The organism is Marinomonas rhizomae (assembly GCF_024397855.1).
Classification (GTDB): Bacteria; Pseudomonadota; Gammaproteobacteria; order Pseudomonadales; family Marinomonadaceae; genus Marinomonas; species Marinomonas rhizomae_A.
Window position 1 is genome coordinate 1,587,982 of record NZ_CP073343.1, and the last position, 15,166, is coordinate 1,603,147.

General features: G+C 43.2%; 15 protein-coding genes. 12 read left to right on the plus strand and 3 right to left on the minus strand.

What is annotated here, in order from left to right:
- The first annotated feature begins 4 nt into the window (after positions 1 to 4).
- The 6 genes from odhB (at position 5) to lhgO (ending at position 6,803) form a co-directional block, all read left to right on the plus strand.
- The gene (gene odhB, locus KDW99_RS07360) at positions 5 to 1,546 is read left to right on the plus strand and encodes a 2-oxoglutarate dehydrogenase complex dihydrolipoyllysine-residue succinyltransferase (protein WP_255828652.1); all 1,542 of its coding nucleotides are present in this window, start codon (positions 5 to 7) and stop codon (positions 1,544 to 1,546) included.
- 85 nt (positions 1,547 to 1,631) lie between these two features.
- Positions 1,632 to 3,071, plus strand: coding sequence for a dihydrolipoyl dehydrogenase (gene lpdA, locus KDW99_RS07365; protein ID WP_255828653.1), 1,440 nt, complete (start codon positions 1,632 to 1,634; stop codon positions 3,069 to 3,071).
- An 87-nt stretch (positions 3,072 to 3,158) separates the two neighbouring features.
- Positions 3,159 to 4,325, plus strand: a complete 1,167-nt coding sequence (gene sucC, locus KDW99_RS07370; RefSeq protein ID WP_255828654.1) for an ADP-forming succinate--CoA ligase subunit beta — start codon at positions 3,159 to 3,161, stop codon at positions 4,323 to 4,325.
- A 2-nt stretch (positions 4,326 to 4,327) separates the two neighbouring features.
- Positions 4,328 to 5,200, plus strand: coding sequence for a succinate--CoA ligase subunit alpha (gene sucD, locus KDW99_RS07375; RefSeq protein ID WP_212915727.1), 873 nt, complete (start codon positions 4,328 to 4,330; stop codon positions 5,198 to 5,200).
- Between the two features lie 87 nt (positions 5,201 to 5,287).
- Complete coding sequence (locus tag KDW99_RS07380; RefSeq protein ID WP_255828655.1) at positions 5,288 to 5,491, plus strand: cysteine-rich CWC family protein; 204 nt, start codon at positions 5,288 to 5,290, stop codon at positions 5,489 to 5,491.
- Between the two features lie 85 nt (positions 5,492 to 5,576).
- A complete protein-coding gene (gene lhgO / locus KDW99_RS07385) occupies positions 5,577 to 6,803 on the plus strand; it encodes an L-2-hydroxyglutarate oxidase (protein WP_255828656.1) in 1,227 nt (408 codons plus the stop codon).
- A gap of 150 nt (positions 6,804 to 6,953) precedes the next feature.
- On the opposite strand, the gene KDW99_RS07390 is transcribed toward lhgO, so the two are convergent.
- The 3 genes from KDW99_RS07390 to KDW99_RS07400 are packed head-to-tail and all read right to left on the minus strand — an operon-like array spanning position 6,954 to position 8,312.
- Positions 6,954 to 7,247: a DUF1330 domain-containing protein gene (locus KDW99_RS07390; protein WP_255828657.1), complete on the minus strand. Its 294-nt coding sequence runs from the start codon at positions 7,245 to 7,247 to the stop codon at positions 6,954 to 6,956.
- Positions 7,248 to 7,272: 25 nt separating this feature from the next.
- On the minus strand, positions 7,273 to 7,653 hold the full coding sequence (locus KDW99_RS07395; RefSeq protein ID WP_255828658.1) for a carboxymuconolactone decarboxylase family protein: 381 nt from the start codon (positions 7,651 to 7,653) through the stop codon (positions 7,273 to 7,275).
- Positions 7,650 to 8,312, minus strand: a complete 663-nt coding sequence (locus tag KDW99_RS07400) for a GntR family transcriptional regulator (RefSeq protein WP_255828659.1) — start codon at positions 8,310 to 8,312, stop codon at positions 7,650 to 7,652. The genes KDW99_RS07395 and KDW99_RS07400 overlap by 4 nt, the downstream gene beginning before the upstream one ends.
- Before the next feature lie 142 nt (positions 8,313 to 8,454).
- On the opposite strand from KDW99_RS07400, the gene KDW99_RS07405 reads away from it, so the two are divergent.
- The 6 genes from KDW99_RS07405 (at position 8,455) to KDW99_RS07430 (ending at position 15,139) form a co-directional block, all read left to right on the plus strand.
- Positions 8,455 to 9,054 (plus strand): amino acid synthesis family protein, encoded by a 600-nt coding sequence (locus tag KDW99_RS07405; protein WP_255828660.1) that lies wholly within the window; start codon positions 8,455 to 8,457, stop codon positions 9,052 to 9,054.
- Positions 9,026 to 9,859, plus strand: a complete 834-nt coding sequence (locus KDW99_RS07410; protein WP_255828661.1) for an alpha/beta fold hydrolase — start codon at positions 9,026 to 9,028, stop codon at positions 9,857 to 9,859. The genes KDW99_RS07405 and KDW99_RS07410 overlap by 29 nt, the downstream gene beginning before the upstream one ends.
- On the plus strand, positions 9,852 to 10,760 hold the full coding sequence (locus KDW99_RS07415; RefSeq protein ID WP_255828662.1) for a flavin reductase family protein: 909 nt from the start codon (positions 9,852 to 9,854) through the stop codon (positions 10,758 to 10,760). The genes KDW99_RS07410 and KDW99_RS07415 overlap by 8 nt, the downstream gene beginning before the upstream one ends.
- Positions 10,757 to 11,791, plus strand: a complete 1,035-nt coding sequence (locus tag KDW99_RS07420; protein WP_255828663.1) for an LLM class flavin-dependent oxidoreductase — start codon at positions 10,757 to 10,759, stop codon at positions 11,789 to 11,791. Before KDW99_RS07415 ends, KDW99_RS07420 begins: the two co-directional genes overlap by 4 nt.
- Before the next feature lie 11 nt (positions 11,792 to 11,802).
- Positions 11,803 to 13,296 (plus strand): aldehyde dehydrogenase, encoded by a 1,494-nt coding sequence (locus tag KDW99_RS07425; protein ID WP_255828664.1) that lies wholly within the window; start codon positions 11,803 to 11,805, stop codon positions 13,294 to 13,296.
- A gap of 223 nt (positions 13,297 to 13,519) precedes the next feature.
- The gene (locus KDW99_RS07430) at positions 13,520 to 15,139 is read left to right on the plus strand and encodes a BCCT family transporter (RefSeq protein ID WP_255828665.1); all 1,620 of its coding nucleotides are present in this window, start codon (positions 13,520 to 13,522) and stop codon (positions 15,137 to 15,139) included.
- Positions 15,140 to 15,166 lie beyond the last annotated feature (27 nt).

A 15,166-nucleotide genomic window follows, 5' to 3' on the forward strand; every position in this document is an offset into this window, starting at 1 on the left:
TAAAATGAGCATTGAAATTAAAGCACCTACTTTTCCAGAATCTGTAGCAGACGGCACCGTTGCTACTTGGTACAAACAGCCAGGCGAAGCCTGTGCACGTGATGAGCATATTGTAGACATCGAGACTGATAAAGTTGTCTTGGAAGTTGTTGCTCCTGCTGATGGTGTGTTGAAAGAAATCCTAAAAGGTGAAGGCGACACTGTATTAAGTGACGAAGTATTGGCGATTTTTGAATCTGGAGCTTCGGCTTCTGAAGCGCCTGCTGAAAAAGCGGATGCTCCAGCTGAAAAGTCTGCAGCACCAGCTGCGGCTTCTTCAAAAGAGACGGTTCAGATTAAAACGCCAAGTTTCCCAGAATCAGTTGCCGATGGTACGGTTGCTACTTGGTACAAACAGCCAGGTGAAGCCTGTACTCGTGATGATCATATTGTCGATATCGAAACAGATAAAGTGGTTCTAGAAGTGGTTGCACCAGCTGATGGTGTGATTGGCGAAATCTTGAAAAACGAAGGCGATACCGTTCTTAGTGATGAGGTTCTAGCTAACTTCTTGGTTGGTGCTTCTGGTTCAGAAGCAGCACCTGCACAAGCTGAGTCTATTTCCGCTACAGAAGGTGATGAAGACGGTGTTGCAGGCCCTGCTGCTCGCAAAGCGCTTTCTGAAGCTGGCCTAACTGTTTCTCAAGTTAAGGGAACAGGCAAAGGTGGTCGCATCACTAAGGAAGACGTCGATGCGGCTGTTAAAGCAAAATCATCTGCTCCAGCTGCTGCTCCTGCTAAAGCCGCTTCTTCACCAGCTCCTAAGGCTGCTGCAGCGCCAATGGCTGCGTTAGGTGCAGATGGTCGCGTTGAAAAACGTGTTCCAATGACTCGTCTTCGCGCGACCATTGCTAAGCGCTTGGTAGAAGCTCAGCAGACAGCAGCTCTACTGACGACTTACAACGAAGTTAACATGGGTCCAATCATGGAGCTTCGTAAGAAATACAAAGATGAGTTTATCAAAGCTCATAACGGTACTAAGCTTGGTTTCATGTCTTTCTTCGTGAAAGCGGCAACTGAAGCACTTAAGCGCTTCCCAGCAGTAAACGCATCAATCGATGGTAATGATATGGTTTACCATGGCTACCAAGATATCGGTGTTGCTGTTTCTACTGATCGTGGTTTGATGGTTCCTGTTCTTCGTAACACTGAAGCAATGGGTCTAGCGGATATCGAGTCTGCAATCATGGATTTCGCACTTCGTGGCCGTGATGGCAAATTAGGTATGGATGACATGCAGGGCGGTACATTCACTATTACTAATGGTGGTACTTTCGGTTCTTTGCTATCTACGCCAATTATCAATCCACCACAAACAGGTATCTTGGGTATGCACAAAATCCAAGAGCGCCCAATGGCTGTTAATGGTCAAGTTGTAATTCAGCCAATGATGTATTTGGCCTTGTCTTATGACCACCGTATGATTGACGGCAAAGAAGCCGTACAATTTTTGGTAACAATCAAAGATTTGCTTGAAGACCCAGCGCGTCTTTTGCTTGAAATCTAAGTATTCGTACCAACTATTTTGTATGAATTGAATACTGGGTGGCACTGTATGTGCTGCTCAGTTTGACTGAATAATGGGACCTCTTATGTCTGATAAATTTGATGTTGTTGTAATTGGTGGCGGACCTGGCGGTTACGTAGCCGCTATCCGAGCTGCTCAGTTAGGTTTGAAAACAGCCTGTATCGAAAAATGGTTAGACAAAGACAACAAGCCTCGCCTTGGCGGTACTTGTTTGAACGTTGGCTGTATTCCTTCTAAAGCATTGCTAGACTCTTCTCAAAAATACCATGATGCAAAAGACACTTTTGGTGTGCACGGTATTAGCATGAAAGACGTTGCTATGAACGTTGATACTATGGTTGATCGTAAAGATAAAATCGTAGATCAATTGACTGGTGGTATCACTGGTTTGTTCAAAGCAAATGGCGTAACTAGCTTTGAAGGTTTCGGTAAAGTTCTAGCGAATAAAAAAGTAGAATTTACTGCACATGACGGCACTGTGACTGTTATTGAAACTGAAAACGTAATCCTAGCGACAGGTTCTGTGCCAGTTAACATTCCACCTGCGCCACGCACTGGTGATATCATCGTTGATAACGAAGGTGCACTTGATTTCCGCGTAGTACCAAAACGACTTGGCGTTATCGGTGCTGGTGTTATCGGTCTAGAGCTTGGTTCTGTATGGGCTCGTCTAGGTTCTGAGGTTGTTGTTCTTGAGGCTCAAGATTCTTTCTTAAGCCTTTGTGATCAAGATCTTGCGAAAGAAGCGGCTAAAATCTTCAAAAAACAGGATCTAGATATTCGTCTTGGTGCTCGTGTAACTGGTAGCCAAATCAATGGTGAAGAAGTTGAAGTTACATACCTTGATGCAAAGGGTGAAGAGCAAAAGCAAACATTCGACAAATTGATTGTTGCTGTTGGTCGTAAGCCATTCACTCAAGGTTGTTTCTCTGAAGATTCTGGCGTGAAGCTAGATGAGCGTGGTTTTGTCTTTGTTGACGAGCAGTGCCGTACTTCTGTACCAGGCGTTTTCGCTATTGGTGATATCGTTCGTGGTCCAATGTTGGCTCATAAAGCGTCAGAAGAAGGTGTGATGGTTGCAGATATTATTGCTGGCCATAAAGCACAAATGAATTATGACTGCATTCCTTCCGTTATTTATACTCACCCAGAACTAGCTTGGGTTGGTAAAAATGAGCAAGAGCTAAAAGCAGAAGGTGTTAAGTTTAAAGTGGGTAAATTCCCATTTGCAGCGTCTGGTCGTGCAATGGCGGCGAATGACACTGATGGTTTCGTTAAGATCATTGCTTGTGAAGAAACTGACCGTATTTTAGGTTGCCATATTATTGGTGGTCATGCGGCTGATTTGATCGCACAAGCGGTTATTGCAATGGAATTCGGTTCTACAGCAGAAGATATTGCTTTGACTGTCTTTGCTCACCCAACAGTAAGTGAAGCAGTACATGAAGCGGCGCTAGCGGTAGATAACCACGCGATCCATATCGCAAACCGTAAAAAGCGTTAATAAATTAGATTTGCCGGCTTCGAGCCGGCAATTTCTGTCTTAACGGGCAGAGCTTATGTCAACCATTCAGATGAGCGGAAGAATCAAATGAACTTACATGAATATCAGGCTAAACAGCTTTTTGCTGAATACGGCCTGCCAGTATCTACAGGGTACGCAGTAGACACGCCTGAAGCGGCAGTTGAAGCAGCGAAAAAAATTGGTGGTGATAAGTGGGTTGTTAAAGCTCAGGTTCACGCTGGTGGTCGCGGTAAAGCGGGCGGTGTAAAACTTGTTGATTCTTATGAAGAAGTTGCAGCTTTTACACAAAACTGGTTGGGCAAAAACCTAGTTACTTATCAAACAGATGCAAATGGTCAGCCTGTTGCTAAGATTCTTGTTGAATCATGCACTGACATTGCGAACGAATTGTACCTAGGTGCCGTTGTTGACCGTTCTACTCGTCGTGTTGTTTTCATGGCGTCTACAGAAGGCGGTGTTGAAATTGAGAAAGTGGCTGAAGAAACTCCAGAGCTAATCCACAAAGCGATCATCGATCCTCTAGTGGGTGCTCAGCCTTACCAAGCTCGTGAATTGGCATTTAAATTGGGCCTTAACCCAACTCAAATCAAGCAATTCACTAAAGTTTTCCTTGGTTTGTCTCAAATGTTCCACGACTACGATTTCGCACTTCTTGAAATCAACCCTCTTGTTATCACAGACGAAGGTAACCTTCACTGTCTAGATGGCAAAATCGGTATCGACAGCAATGCTGTTTACCGTCAGAAGAAAATGCAAGAGTTCCACGATCCATCTCAAGAAGATGAGCGTGAAGCACATGCTGCTAAATGGGAACTTAACTATGTAGCTCTAGACGGTAACGTTGGCTGCATGGTGAACGGTGCCGGCCTAGCAATGGGCACAATGGATATCGTTAACCTACATGGCGGCAAACCTGCTAACTTCCTAGATGTAGGCGGCGGTGCGACGAAAGAGCGTGTTGCTGAAGCATTCAAAATCATCCTTTCTGACAGCAATGTTAAAGCCGTATTGGTTAACATCTTTGGTGGTATCGTTCGTTGCGATATGATCGCTGAAGGTATTATTGGTGCTGTAGAACAAGTAGGTGTAGATGTGCCTGTTGTTGTTCGTCTTGAAGGTACTAACGCAGAGAAAGGCCGTGAAGTTCTAGCAAACTCTGGTCTAGACATCATCGCTGCAACAAGTCTAAAAGACGCAGCTGAACAAGTTGTTAAAGCTGCGGAGGGCAAATAATAATGTCTGTTTTAATTAATAAAGATACTAAAGTAATCTGTCAGGGTTTCACTGGCGGACAAGGTACGTTCCATTCTGAGCAAGCGATTGCTTACGGAACGAAAATGGTCGGTGGTGTTACTCCTGGTAAAGGTGGTCAAACTCACCTAGGTCTACCTGTTTTTAACACTGTTAAAGAAGCCGTTGAACAAACTGGTGCAGAAGCATCTGTTATCTACGTTCCGGCTCCTTTCTGCAAAGACTCTATCCTTGAAGCGGCTAATGCTGGTATCAAACTAATCGTTTGTATCACTGAAGGCGTTCCAACTCTTGACATGCTTGACTGTAAGGTTAAATGTGACGAGCTAGGTGTACGTCTAATCGGCCCTAACTGCCCAGGTGTTATCACACCAGGCGAATGTAAGATTGGTATCATGCCAGGTCACATTCATATGCCAGGTAAAGTAGGCATCGTATCTCGTTCTGGTACCTTGACTTATGAAGCTGTTAAGCAAACTACTGATGCTGGCTTCGGTCAATCTACTTGCGTAGGTATCGGTGGTGATCCAATCCCAGGTACTAACTTCATCGACGTATTGGAAATGTTCCAAAACGATCCACAAACTGAAGCGATCGTGATGATCGGTGAAATTGGTGGTACTGCTGAAGAAGAAGCGGCTGCTTACATCAAAGCAAACGTAACTAAGCCTGTTGTATCTTACATTGCTGGTGTAACTGCACCTGCTGGTAAACGTATGGGTCACGCTGGCGCGATCATTTCTGGCGGTAAAGGTACAGCTGACGAGAAATTCGCAGCACTACAAGACGCTGGTGTTAAGACTGTTCGCTCTCTAGCGGATATCGGTACTGCACTTAAAGAAATCACTGGCTGGTAAGCGAGTATTTTAAAGTGTGACTGATTATAAAATCCCTGCTTCGGCAGGGATTTTTTTTGCGCTATTGATATATAAATGGGTGAGAAAATGCGGTGTCCTTTTTGTTTGAATGATAATGGTTGCGAGCTTGATGAAAGCCAGACTTGTTGGTGTTTTAATGTCATAGTCCCTGAAGACATGATGGTGCTTATTCCAGTAAAGCAAAAAGGTGTTGTGTGTGTTTGTCAGCGATGCATCGAGTTTTATCGTACTGATAAGCTAGGCTTCTTAAAGAAGTTTGATTTAGATTAAAGTACTTCTGTTTTTACCCTTCTTTTCACTAGCGTATTAGTATTGAGTTGTGTTTTTAATCAATAATAAAAAAGGAATAAAGATAATGAGTGAAGCGCCAAAAATTTCAATTTATGACATTGTTGTGATTGGTGCCGGCATTGTTGGGCTTTCTACTGCGTGGCAGTTGCTTCAGCGTTATCCTAAATATCGTATCTTGCTCATCGAGAAGGAATCTGAGGTAGGCTTGCACCAAACGGGCCACAATTCTGGTGTAATACATGCGGGCGTCTATTACGCGCCGGGCAGCCTTAAAGCAGATTTTTGCCAGCGAGGTGCGAAAGCCACTAAAGCTTTCTGCCTTCAATACAATATCAAGTTCGATGAATGTGGCAAACTACTGGTCGCAACAAATATTGCTGAGCAAGAGCGTATGGAAGCTCTGTACTTACGCTGTCAAGAAAATAACTTAGAAGTACATAGGCTAGATCAAACACAGCTTAAAGAGCGTGAGCCGAATATAAAAGGCCTTGCTGCGCTTTACGTACCTTCTACTGGAATCGTGAGCTACCGAGAGATTTGTCAGAAGCTTGCCGAACTTTTTGTTGGTAAGGGGGGAGAGCTACGTTTAGGTACCGAGGTGGTTGGTCTTGATGAAACCCGCGAACGTGTGGCGATCACATTGAATAATGATGTTGTGAATACATCCTATTTGGTCAGCTGCAGTGGTTTGATGGCCGATCGGCTGACTAAGATGCTTAATATACCAACTGACTTTCAGATTATTCCATTTCGTGGTGAATACTATCGCTTGCCAACAAAACACAATCAGATTGTAAATCACCTTATTTATCCTATCCCTGATCCTGACTTACCATTTTTAGGGGTTCATTTGACTCGTATGATTGATGGGTCTGTGACGGTAGGTCCCAATGCCGTGCAAGGATGGAAGCGAGAGGGTTATGGTAAAATTAACATAAATCTTCGAGACGTGTTTGATATGGTCCGTTTTCCCGGTTTTTGGAAGCTGCTAAAAAGTCATTGGAAAACAGGGCTCATTGAGACTAAAAACTCTTGGTATAAACCGGGCTATTTAGCACAAGTACAGAAATACTGTGGTCTTGTTTCATTGGATGATTTACAAGAATACCCAGCGGGAATACGAGCTCAGGCAGTGATGAAAGATGGCAGCTTAGTGCACGATTTTTTATTTGCACAAAGTACTCGAACCTTACATGTATGTAATGCACCTTCTCCAGCAGCTACCAGTGCTTTTCCTATTGGTGCTTATATTATTGATAAACTGGATGAGCAGATTACATCCGTTCGTTAAGGAATAAAGTGTTTTATATTCCAATGGCTCACTTGATTGCTCGAATAATACTGTTAGCCGCTGTAGATAGGGCGGGGGGGGCTAGACGACACCGCCAAGCAATTATGTAGTATGCTGGGTGGTGTCATGATGTGTTCTAAATCTGTGCCGTTACGCAAGACCTTTAAGTATGAGTATATTCGCTTGTGAACAATCGATACGATGTTCACGGGCAGCTTGGTATTCTGGAGATCGATAACATTGAAGAGCCGTATCATAGCTATCAAACTCAAAGACTACGGCTCTATCTGGTGATCTGTCAAAGCCTTCGATGACAGTCAGATCTTCACCTCTTGATAGTAGCCTTGCACCATATTTTTTCAGCGCTTCAGGGGCAAGTGCCAAATAATCTTGATATTTTTCTTTGTCTTCGACTGTTACAAATGCAACCCAGTATCCTTTCATTCTCAATAGCCTTATTTTTATTTGATTAGAGTAAGCCTTTTTCGGTCAATACGACACGAGCAATTCGGAAGCATTCAACACCTTGTGGTACACCGCAATAAATGGCAATTGCATGAATAATGGCGCGGATTTCTTCTACACTGACGCCATTATTAATGGCGCCTTTTAGGTGAAGTTCCCATTCTTCCATTTTTCCTAATGCGGCAATCATGGTTAGATTCATCATTGAACGGGTCTTTGCTTCAATGGTTTCATCTCCCCAGCCAAAGCCCCAGCACCACTCGGTCATGGCTTCTTGAAATGGAAGGTTAAAAGCATCGGCTTTTGATAGGTTGTTTTCAACATATTCAGCGCCTAGTGTCGCTTTGCGCTTGCTAATTCCTAGTTCAAATAACTCTTTATTCATAGCTTGTTTCCTTGTTCAGTTTGCATGGCAATGTCGTAGGCTTCTTGTAAGTGGCGGGTACAAATCTCACCCGCTTTTTCCGCATCTTTTTCTTCCATCGCTTTGACGATATCAAATAGGTCTTTAGGGCCAGATGTTTTGCGACCCGTTGAGCTGAGGGTAAGAGCTCTTAACCTTGAAATGCGAGAGTTTAGTTGTTCAACCAGATCCCATGAAACATGCTTTTCAGCGGTCTTAAAAATGAGTTCATAGAAATCCTTAGTCATTTTTAGTCCTGTTTTTACATCATCATTAAGCAGGTAGTTCGCAATATCGTCATGAAGTAGATAGAGCTTTTCAATGATTTCTGGAGTGGCTTTTTGGCTACAGGCTTTTACGGCTGAACACTCAAGTAAGGTTCGAATTTCATAAATTTCTTTGACTTCCGCATTACTAATGGAAGCAACGATAAACCCCGCATTGGGAATGCCAACAACGAGCCTTTCGCTTTCAAGATGGCGAATGCATTCTCTGACGATGGTCCGGCTAACCCCCATGCTTTCACATAAGGTTCTTTCTACAAGCCTATCTCCAGGCTTCAATAGGTTGCTAGTGATGGCTCCCCTTAATGATTCCAGCGCATTTTCCTTTAGTGTTTTAGGGCGCTCAACTTTTTGCATCCAGTTTTCCTCTAACAATGTCCTAACAAAATTTTTAAAGATGGTAGCACATTTTTTGTTGCACCTAATAAGATAGTATGTTTACTATTGTGTCATATGGTATACCATATGACAAATTAAATGTTTCATTGTAGGAATGGATATGACTTTAGAAATTCGCAAAATCGTTAGTTTTGAAGAAGAGACACTGGTTGAAGGTTTTAAAGCAGCAGATACGCCTTTACGTATGTTCGCTGTTGCCGCTGTCATTAAAAACCCATGGGCTGGTAAGTATGTTGAAGACCTAAAACCAATCGTTCTAGAGTACGGCCCACAGCTTGGAAAATTATTAACGGATAGAATTTGTGAATTAGCTGGCGGCGCTGACAAGATAGAAGCCTTTGGTAAAGCGGCACTTGTTGGTCTTAATGGTGAGATCGAACATGCCTCCGCTCTTATTCATACCCTACATTTCGGTAATTTTTATCGAGAAGCGGTAGAAGCGAAATCCTTCTTATCGTTTACCAATACTCGTGGTCCTGCCAACGCGTCTATTTCTGTTCCTATGATGGATAAGAACGATGGCGGTAAGAGATCTCACTATTTGACACTGCAATTCAATATTAATGATGCACCAGGTGCCGATGAAGTTGTCGTTGTGTTGGGTGGTGCTACAGGCGGTAGACCGCATCATCGTATTGGTGACCGTTATCAAGAGTTGAAGGAGCTAGGGCATGACATTGAAAACCCTGCAGCGGTTTAAATCTCCGACAGGTCTTTCCTACGTGAAGCTAGGGCAAGGGCCATCCCTTGTTCTTATTCATGGAGTAGGGCTTAGGCTGGAAGCTTGGGTTAATCAATTAGAGACCTTGTCTAAAAACTATACCGTTTATGCTGTCGATATGCCTGGTCATGGAGAGAGTAATTTGATGAAAGAATGCACGGATATCTCTAAATACACAGATGTTATTGCCCGTTGGGTAAAAACAGAATTGAAGTCCTCTGTTGTTATGGTTGGTCATTCAATGGGGTCGATGATTGCGCTGAATTTTGCGATTCGATATTCAAAGCTTTGCTCTGGAGTGCTTGCTCTTAACTCGGTTTATCGTCGATCTGCAGAAGCTAAGAAAGCTGTTTTGGCGAGAGTTCAGCAAATTAAACATGACATTAACGCGCAAAATGTCACGAGTCCTGTGGCTCGTTGGTTTGATTATCCGGTTCAAGGCAATGATGTTGTCTACGCTGATTTGTGCTGCCAATGGCTTAGTCAGGCACCTTTAGATGGCTATCGACAAGCCTACGAAGTGTTTTGTCTAAACGATGGTCCAGCTGAAAGTGATCTGAATGCGCTTGAAGTACCTGCAATGTTTATTACCAGTCGTAATGACCCGAACTCTTTACCTTCTATGTCTGAGAATATGGCCGCTATTTGCCCTAAAGGTGAATCGTATGTTGTTGAAGATGCACGACATATGGCCCCGTTGACTCATTCAAATGAAATAAACCCGATTATGATTGATTTCGCCTCACGCTGCTTTATTCAATCAAAGGAGATGTCTTATGAGTAATTTTGACGTACGTGAACTCCGCAATGCATTTGGTTCCTTTATGACTGGAGTAACAATAGTGACTGCAGTAAGTAAAACCGGAGAAAAGGTAGGTTTTACTGCGAACTCATTTACGTCGGTATCCATGGATCCACCTTTGTTATTGGTATGTCCTGCTGTGCGCTTATCTAGCTACGATATTTTTGAGTCATGTGACCATTTCGCGGTGAGTGTTCTCGCGGAAGATCAGCAGCATGCTTCGAATACATTTGCGGGTTCTAAAGGGGATCGTTTTGCTGAGGTGGAATGGCATGCTAATGAGTTTGGAACACCATTGATTACGGGGGCAGTTGCACATTTTTCTTGCTCGTCATTTCAAAAAGTTGAAGCTGGTGATCACTTGCTGTTGATGGGCAAAGTTGAGCAGTTCTCAAGTAATGAAAAGTTTGGATTAGGCTATGCAAAAGGCGGTTACTTTAGCTTAGGCATGGAGCATAAGGCGGAAGAGATTGCTCATGATCAGTTCGCTCAAGTCGGAGCGTTATTGGAATGTAATGGCAAACTCTTACTTAAACAAACCGATCAAGGCTTTAGTTTACCGCAAGGCAAGATGCAGGCGGATATTTCCTCTCTTCAAACCCTAAAAAACATGCTTGTTTCGCTTGGTATCGAAGCGGAAGTAGGTCAGGTGTTTTCTGTGTATGAGAAGTCAACAGCGGGTAATTTTGTCGCTTTTTATCGTGCTGAGAGTGCCTCTGAAAATACGCCTGATGGTTATGAGTATGTAGCCATTGATGACTTGGCTGATGTGGCTTTTGCTTCTTCAGACTTAACCTCTATGGTGACACGTTTCGCTCAAGAAAAGCGTAATGGCGTTTTTCGCCTATACGTCGGTAATGAATTGGAAGGGGATGTACGATGAAGTTTTCACTTTTTGCTCATATGGAGCGGGTAGACGAACAACAGCGTCAGAAAGATCTTTATGATGAATTTATGTCGCTTTGTAAAATGGCGGATGAAGGCGGAATGACGACGGTTTGGACGGGTGAACACCACGGCATGGACTTTACTATTGCGCCAAACCCATTCTTGAATTTAATTGATATTTCTCATCAAACTAAAAATATTCGCTTGGGAACAGGAACTGTAGTGGCGCCATATTGGCACCCAATAAAGCTGGCGGGCGAAGCGGCGATGACAGACATCATCACTAAAGGCCGTCTTGAATTAGGTATTGCACGTGGTGCTTATTCTTTTGAGTACGAGCGTATGGTTCCAGGTGGAATGGACGCTTGGGGAGCCGGTGAGTGTTTACGAGAAATGGTACCTGCTATCAAGGGGTTATGGAAAGGGAATCACACACAAGAAAGTAAGCATTATAACTTTCCGAAAACCACGTCTTCACCAAAGCCATTAACACAAGACGGTCCTCCAATCTGGATTGCAGCGCGAGACATTAATAGCCATGAATTCGCTATTAGCCAAGACTGTAATGTGCAAGTAACTCCTCTTTGGCTGGGTTTAGAGGAAGTTGAAGGGCTTATCGAAAAGTACAACGAAGCCTGCACCAAGTTTGATCGTCGTACCAAAATTATGATTTTGCAGCATGCGTATGTCGCAAAGGATGAGATTGAAGCAGACAAAGCAGCGACTAAGTTGCATGAATTCTATTGTTATTTTGGCGCGTGGTTTAAGAATGAACGCCCAATTAATCAGGGATTGATTCAGTCTCTTACTCAAGAGGAAATTGATAATCACCCATTCTATAAAAAAGAAGCCATTAAAAACGATCTCATGATAGGCACTTCTGAACAGATTATTGAGCGTCTCAAGCATTATGAAGCACTTGGTTATGATGAATTTGCTTATTGGTCTGATTCCGGCATGACTCGTGAAGAAAAAGAAGCGTCTTTACGTCGCTTTATTGATGAAGTAATGCCAGCTTTTAAATAAGGAATAGGCTCATGTCTAATAAAAATAAATTACCGCACTTTAAGTTGCTTATTGATGGTGTCTGGACCGATGGTGCCAATGCTCGTTCTATGACAACAACGAACCCTGCAACGGGTGAAGCTTGGGCAACCTTTGCCATGGCGGAAGCCGAAGATGTTGATCGCGCCGTTAAAGCGGCACGCAATGCGCTTTCTAAGAAAGAATGGGGCGGATTAAGCCCGACGCAGCGTGGTGTTTTAATGCATAAGTTGGCTGATCTATTGGAGCAGCATTCAGAAGCATTAGGCGAAATTGAAACCACAGACAGTGGCAAGCTGGCTGCAGAAACACAGAGTCAAGCCAAATACGTAGCGAGCTATTACCGTTATTACGCCGGACTAGCCGACAAAATAGAAGGCCATACATTACCAATCGACAAGCCAGATATGCATGTCTTTACCAAGCCTGAACCGATCGGTGTGGTTGCTGCCGTCGTGCCTTGGAATGCGCAAATGTTTTTAACCGCTACTAAGTTGGCGCCTGCGTTAGCTGCAGGTTGTACGGTGATCATTAAAGCGTCAGAAGTTGCTCCAATTGCCATTTTAGAATTTGCTAAATTGATTGAAAAGGCAGGGTTTCCAAGTGGTGTTGTCTCTGTCATTACTGGGGATGCTGAAGGGTGTGCAATTCCACTGACATCCCATCCTGATATTGATCGTCTTGCTTTTACTGGTGGCCCAGAAACAGCAAAACATGTGGTTAGAAATACCGCAAACAACTTCGCCGTGACGTCATTAGAGTTAGGTGGTAAATCACCGATTTTAGTTTTTGATGATGCCAATATTGAAAGTGCTGCAAATGGCATTATCGCAGGAAATTTTGGTGCATCTGGCCAGTCTTGCGTTGCGGGTTCTCGTGTTTATGTTCAACGTGATATATACCCAAAAATTTTGGCGCGTTTGTTAGAAAAAGCCGCAGCTATTGTTGTTGGAAATCCTTTGAATGCGACAAGTCATATCGGTCCCTTGTGCACCTTGGCACAAGTTGAAGGCATTGAGCGAGCGTTGGATAAAGCTAAAAATCAAGGCGGTAAAATTTTAACAGGAGGAACACGTCTAAAGGATCTTGGGTCTGATTATTATTTCGCACCCACTATCGTTGAGTGTCCGACTTACGATATTGAAACACTGCATGTCGAGCTATTTGGCCCTGTCTTATCTATCGCTTGTTTTGATTCGGAAGAAGAAGCGATTACGTTAGCAAATAACTCTGAGTTCGGGCTTGGATCAGGCCTTTTTACCGAGAATTTAGCTCGTGCGATGCGTGTTTCCCAACAAATTAAATCTGGTATCTGTTGGGTGAATACTTATCGGGCCGTTTCGCCCATGGCTCCTTTTGGCGGTGTTAACCAATCAGGCTATGGACGTGAAGCGGGTATTCAAGCTATTCAGGATTACATCAGGGTTCGTACCACTTGGATTAGTACATCAAGTGAACCTATGGGTAATCCATTTGTAATGCGATAAATACAGGTTATTTGTGCCTTTTAATTATCTTGAATCTGCATTTTAGCGAGTGGATGGTGTTTGTAATGAATCGAATTCGATTTGCAATGAATTCAAGCATTCATCGCCATGTGATTGCTAATAAATAGCTTCTAAAGATGTTAGAAAGAAAGCGCTGTAACAGCCTAAATCAATAAAAATAAACTCAAATATTATATTTGAAGGCTTATGCTTAGGAGTTGTAATGAAACCAAGCAGTACAGAACAAGATATGAGTCATAAGAGAATGCGCAACATTATGTCCTACGGTTCCATTTTGATGGTCGGGGCGTTTGTTCTCTTTTCGGTTTTAAATGTAAAGCTATCTAACGATATAGCTAATGGAATTAATCATTGGATCCAAACTAATATGAGTTGGTATTACATAGCGGTTGTCTGCTTTGTACTATTTTTCTCAGTATGGGTGGCATTCAGTCGCTACGGTAATATTCGTCTTGGTAGGGATGATGAGAAACCTGAATTCGGTTTTACCGCCTGGTTCTCAATGTTGTTTAGTTGTGCGATTGGTACTGGGCTATTGTTCTGGAGTATTGCAGAGCCTATTACCTATTTACAGGGCAATCCATTTTTGGATATGGAGCAGATACAACCTAATACGCTAGAAGCAGCACGAGTGGCATTGCGTATAACCATGTTTCATTGGGGACTTCACGGTTGGGCTGTTTATATTTTAGTGGGTCTTTGTTTAGCGTATTTTTGCTACCGAAGAGGGCTGCCGCTTACCGTCCGTTCTGGATTGTACCCGCTATTGGGCGATAGAATTTATGGTCCTATTGGTCATGCTGTCGATTTTTTGGCTATATTCAGCACGCTTTTCGGAACTGCTACTACGTTAGGTCTTGGGGTGTCGCAAATGAACGCCGGCCTGAATTATCTTTTTGGAATCGAAATATCTTCTACATCTCAGGTAATATTAATCGCCATTGTCTCGATTATAGCGACTATTTCCGCTATTTCAGGGGTAGGTAGAGGTATTCGAATATTGAGTATTTGGAATATTCGATTAAGCGTACTCGTCATTGCGTTTTTCGTTCTAGCTGGCCCTACGGTGTTTTTACTAAAAATGACCGTATCAGGTTTAGGTGACTATTTTACTAACTTCATTCCTATGGGGTTTTGGGTTGATACGGATCCTAATCGTCAATGGCAGAGCTGGTGGACAATATTTTACTGGGGCTGGTGGTTGTCTTGGGGCCCATTAGTTGGGATGTTCATTGCGCGTATTTCTCGTGGCCGCACTATTCGCCAGTTCCTATTGACTGCTTTAGTCATTCCTCCATTAGGCGGTTTTATTTGGATTATTGTGTTCGGTGGAACAGCTCTTCATATTCAGGTGCTTGGTGATGGTTCTCTAGCTAGCGTTGTGAATGACAATATTACATTGGCTTTGTACAGCACCATTGAGGCGATCAATGTGCCATCTTTAACGAATTTGGTGGCAGGTCTTACTACTTTCCTTATTGTTACATGGTTTGTGACCTCTGCGGATTCAGGAACCTTGGTCATTTGTACAATAGTGTCACTTGGTGATAAGAACCCATCTAAAGTGTTGCGTCTTGTTTGGGGGATCGGGCTTGGTGCTGTCTCAGCTATTCTATTGATTGCTGGTGGGTTGGACTCTTTAAAAACTGCGTCAATTATCGCCGCTTTACCTTTCTCTGTTGTTTTATTGTTTATGTGTTGGGCGTTGGTGAAAGGCTTGGCTGATGAAGCTAATGGCATCCGTTACAACCAAAATGATCTTGCAGGTAGTGGTTCTCAGGAAAAGTCTGTTTCTTCAAAAGAAGAGCTTGCGTCAAATTAAGCTATTTACTGAGGATGATTTCTCAAT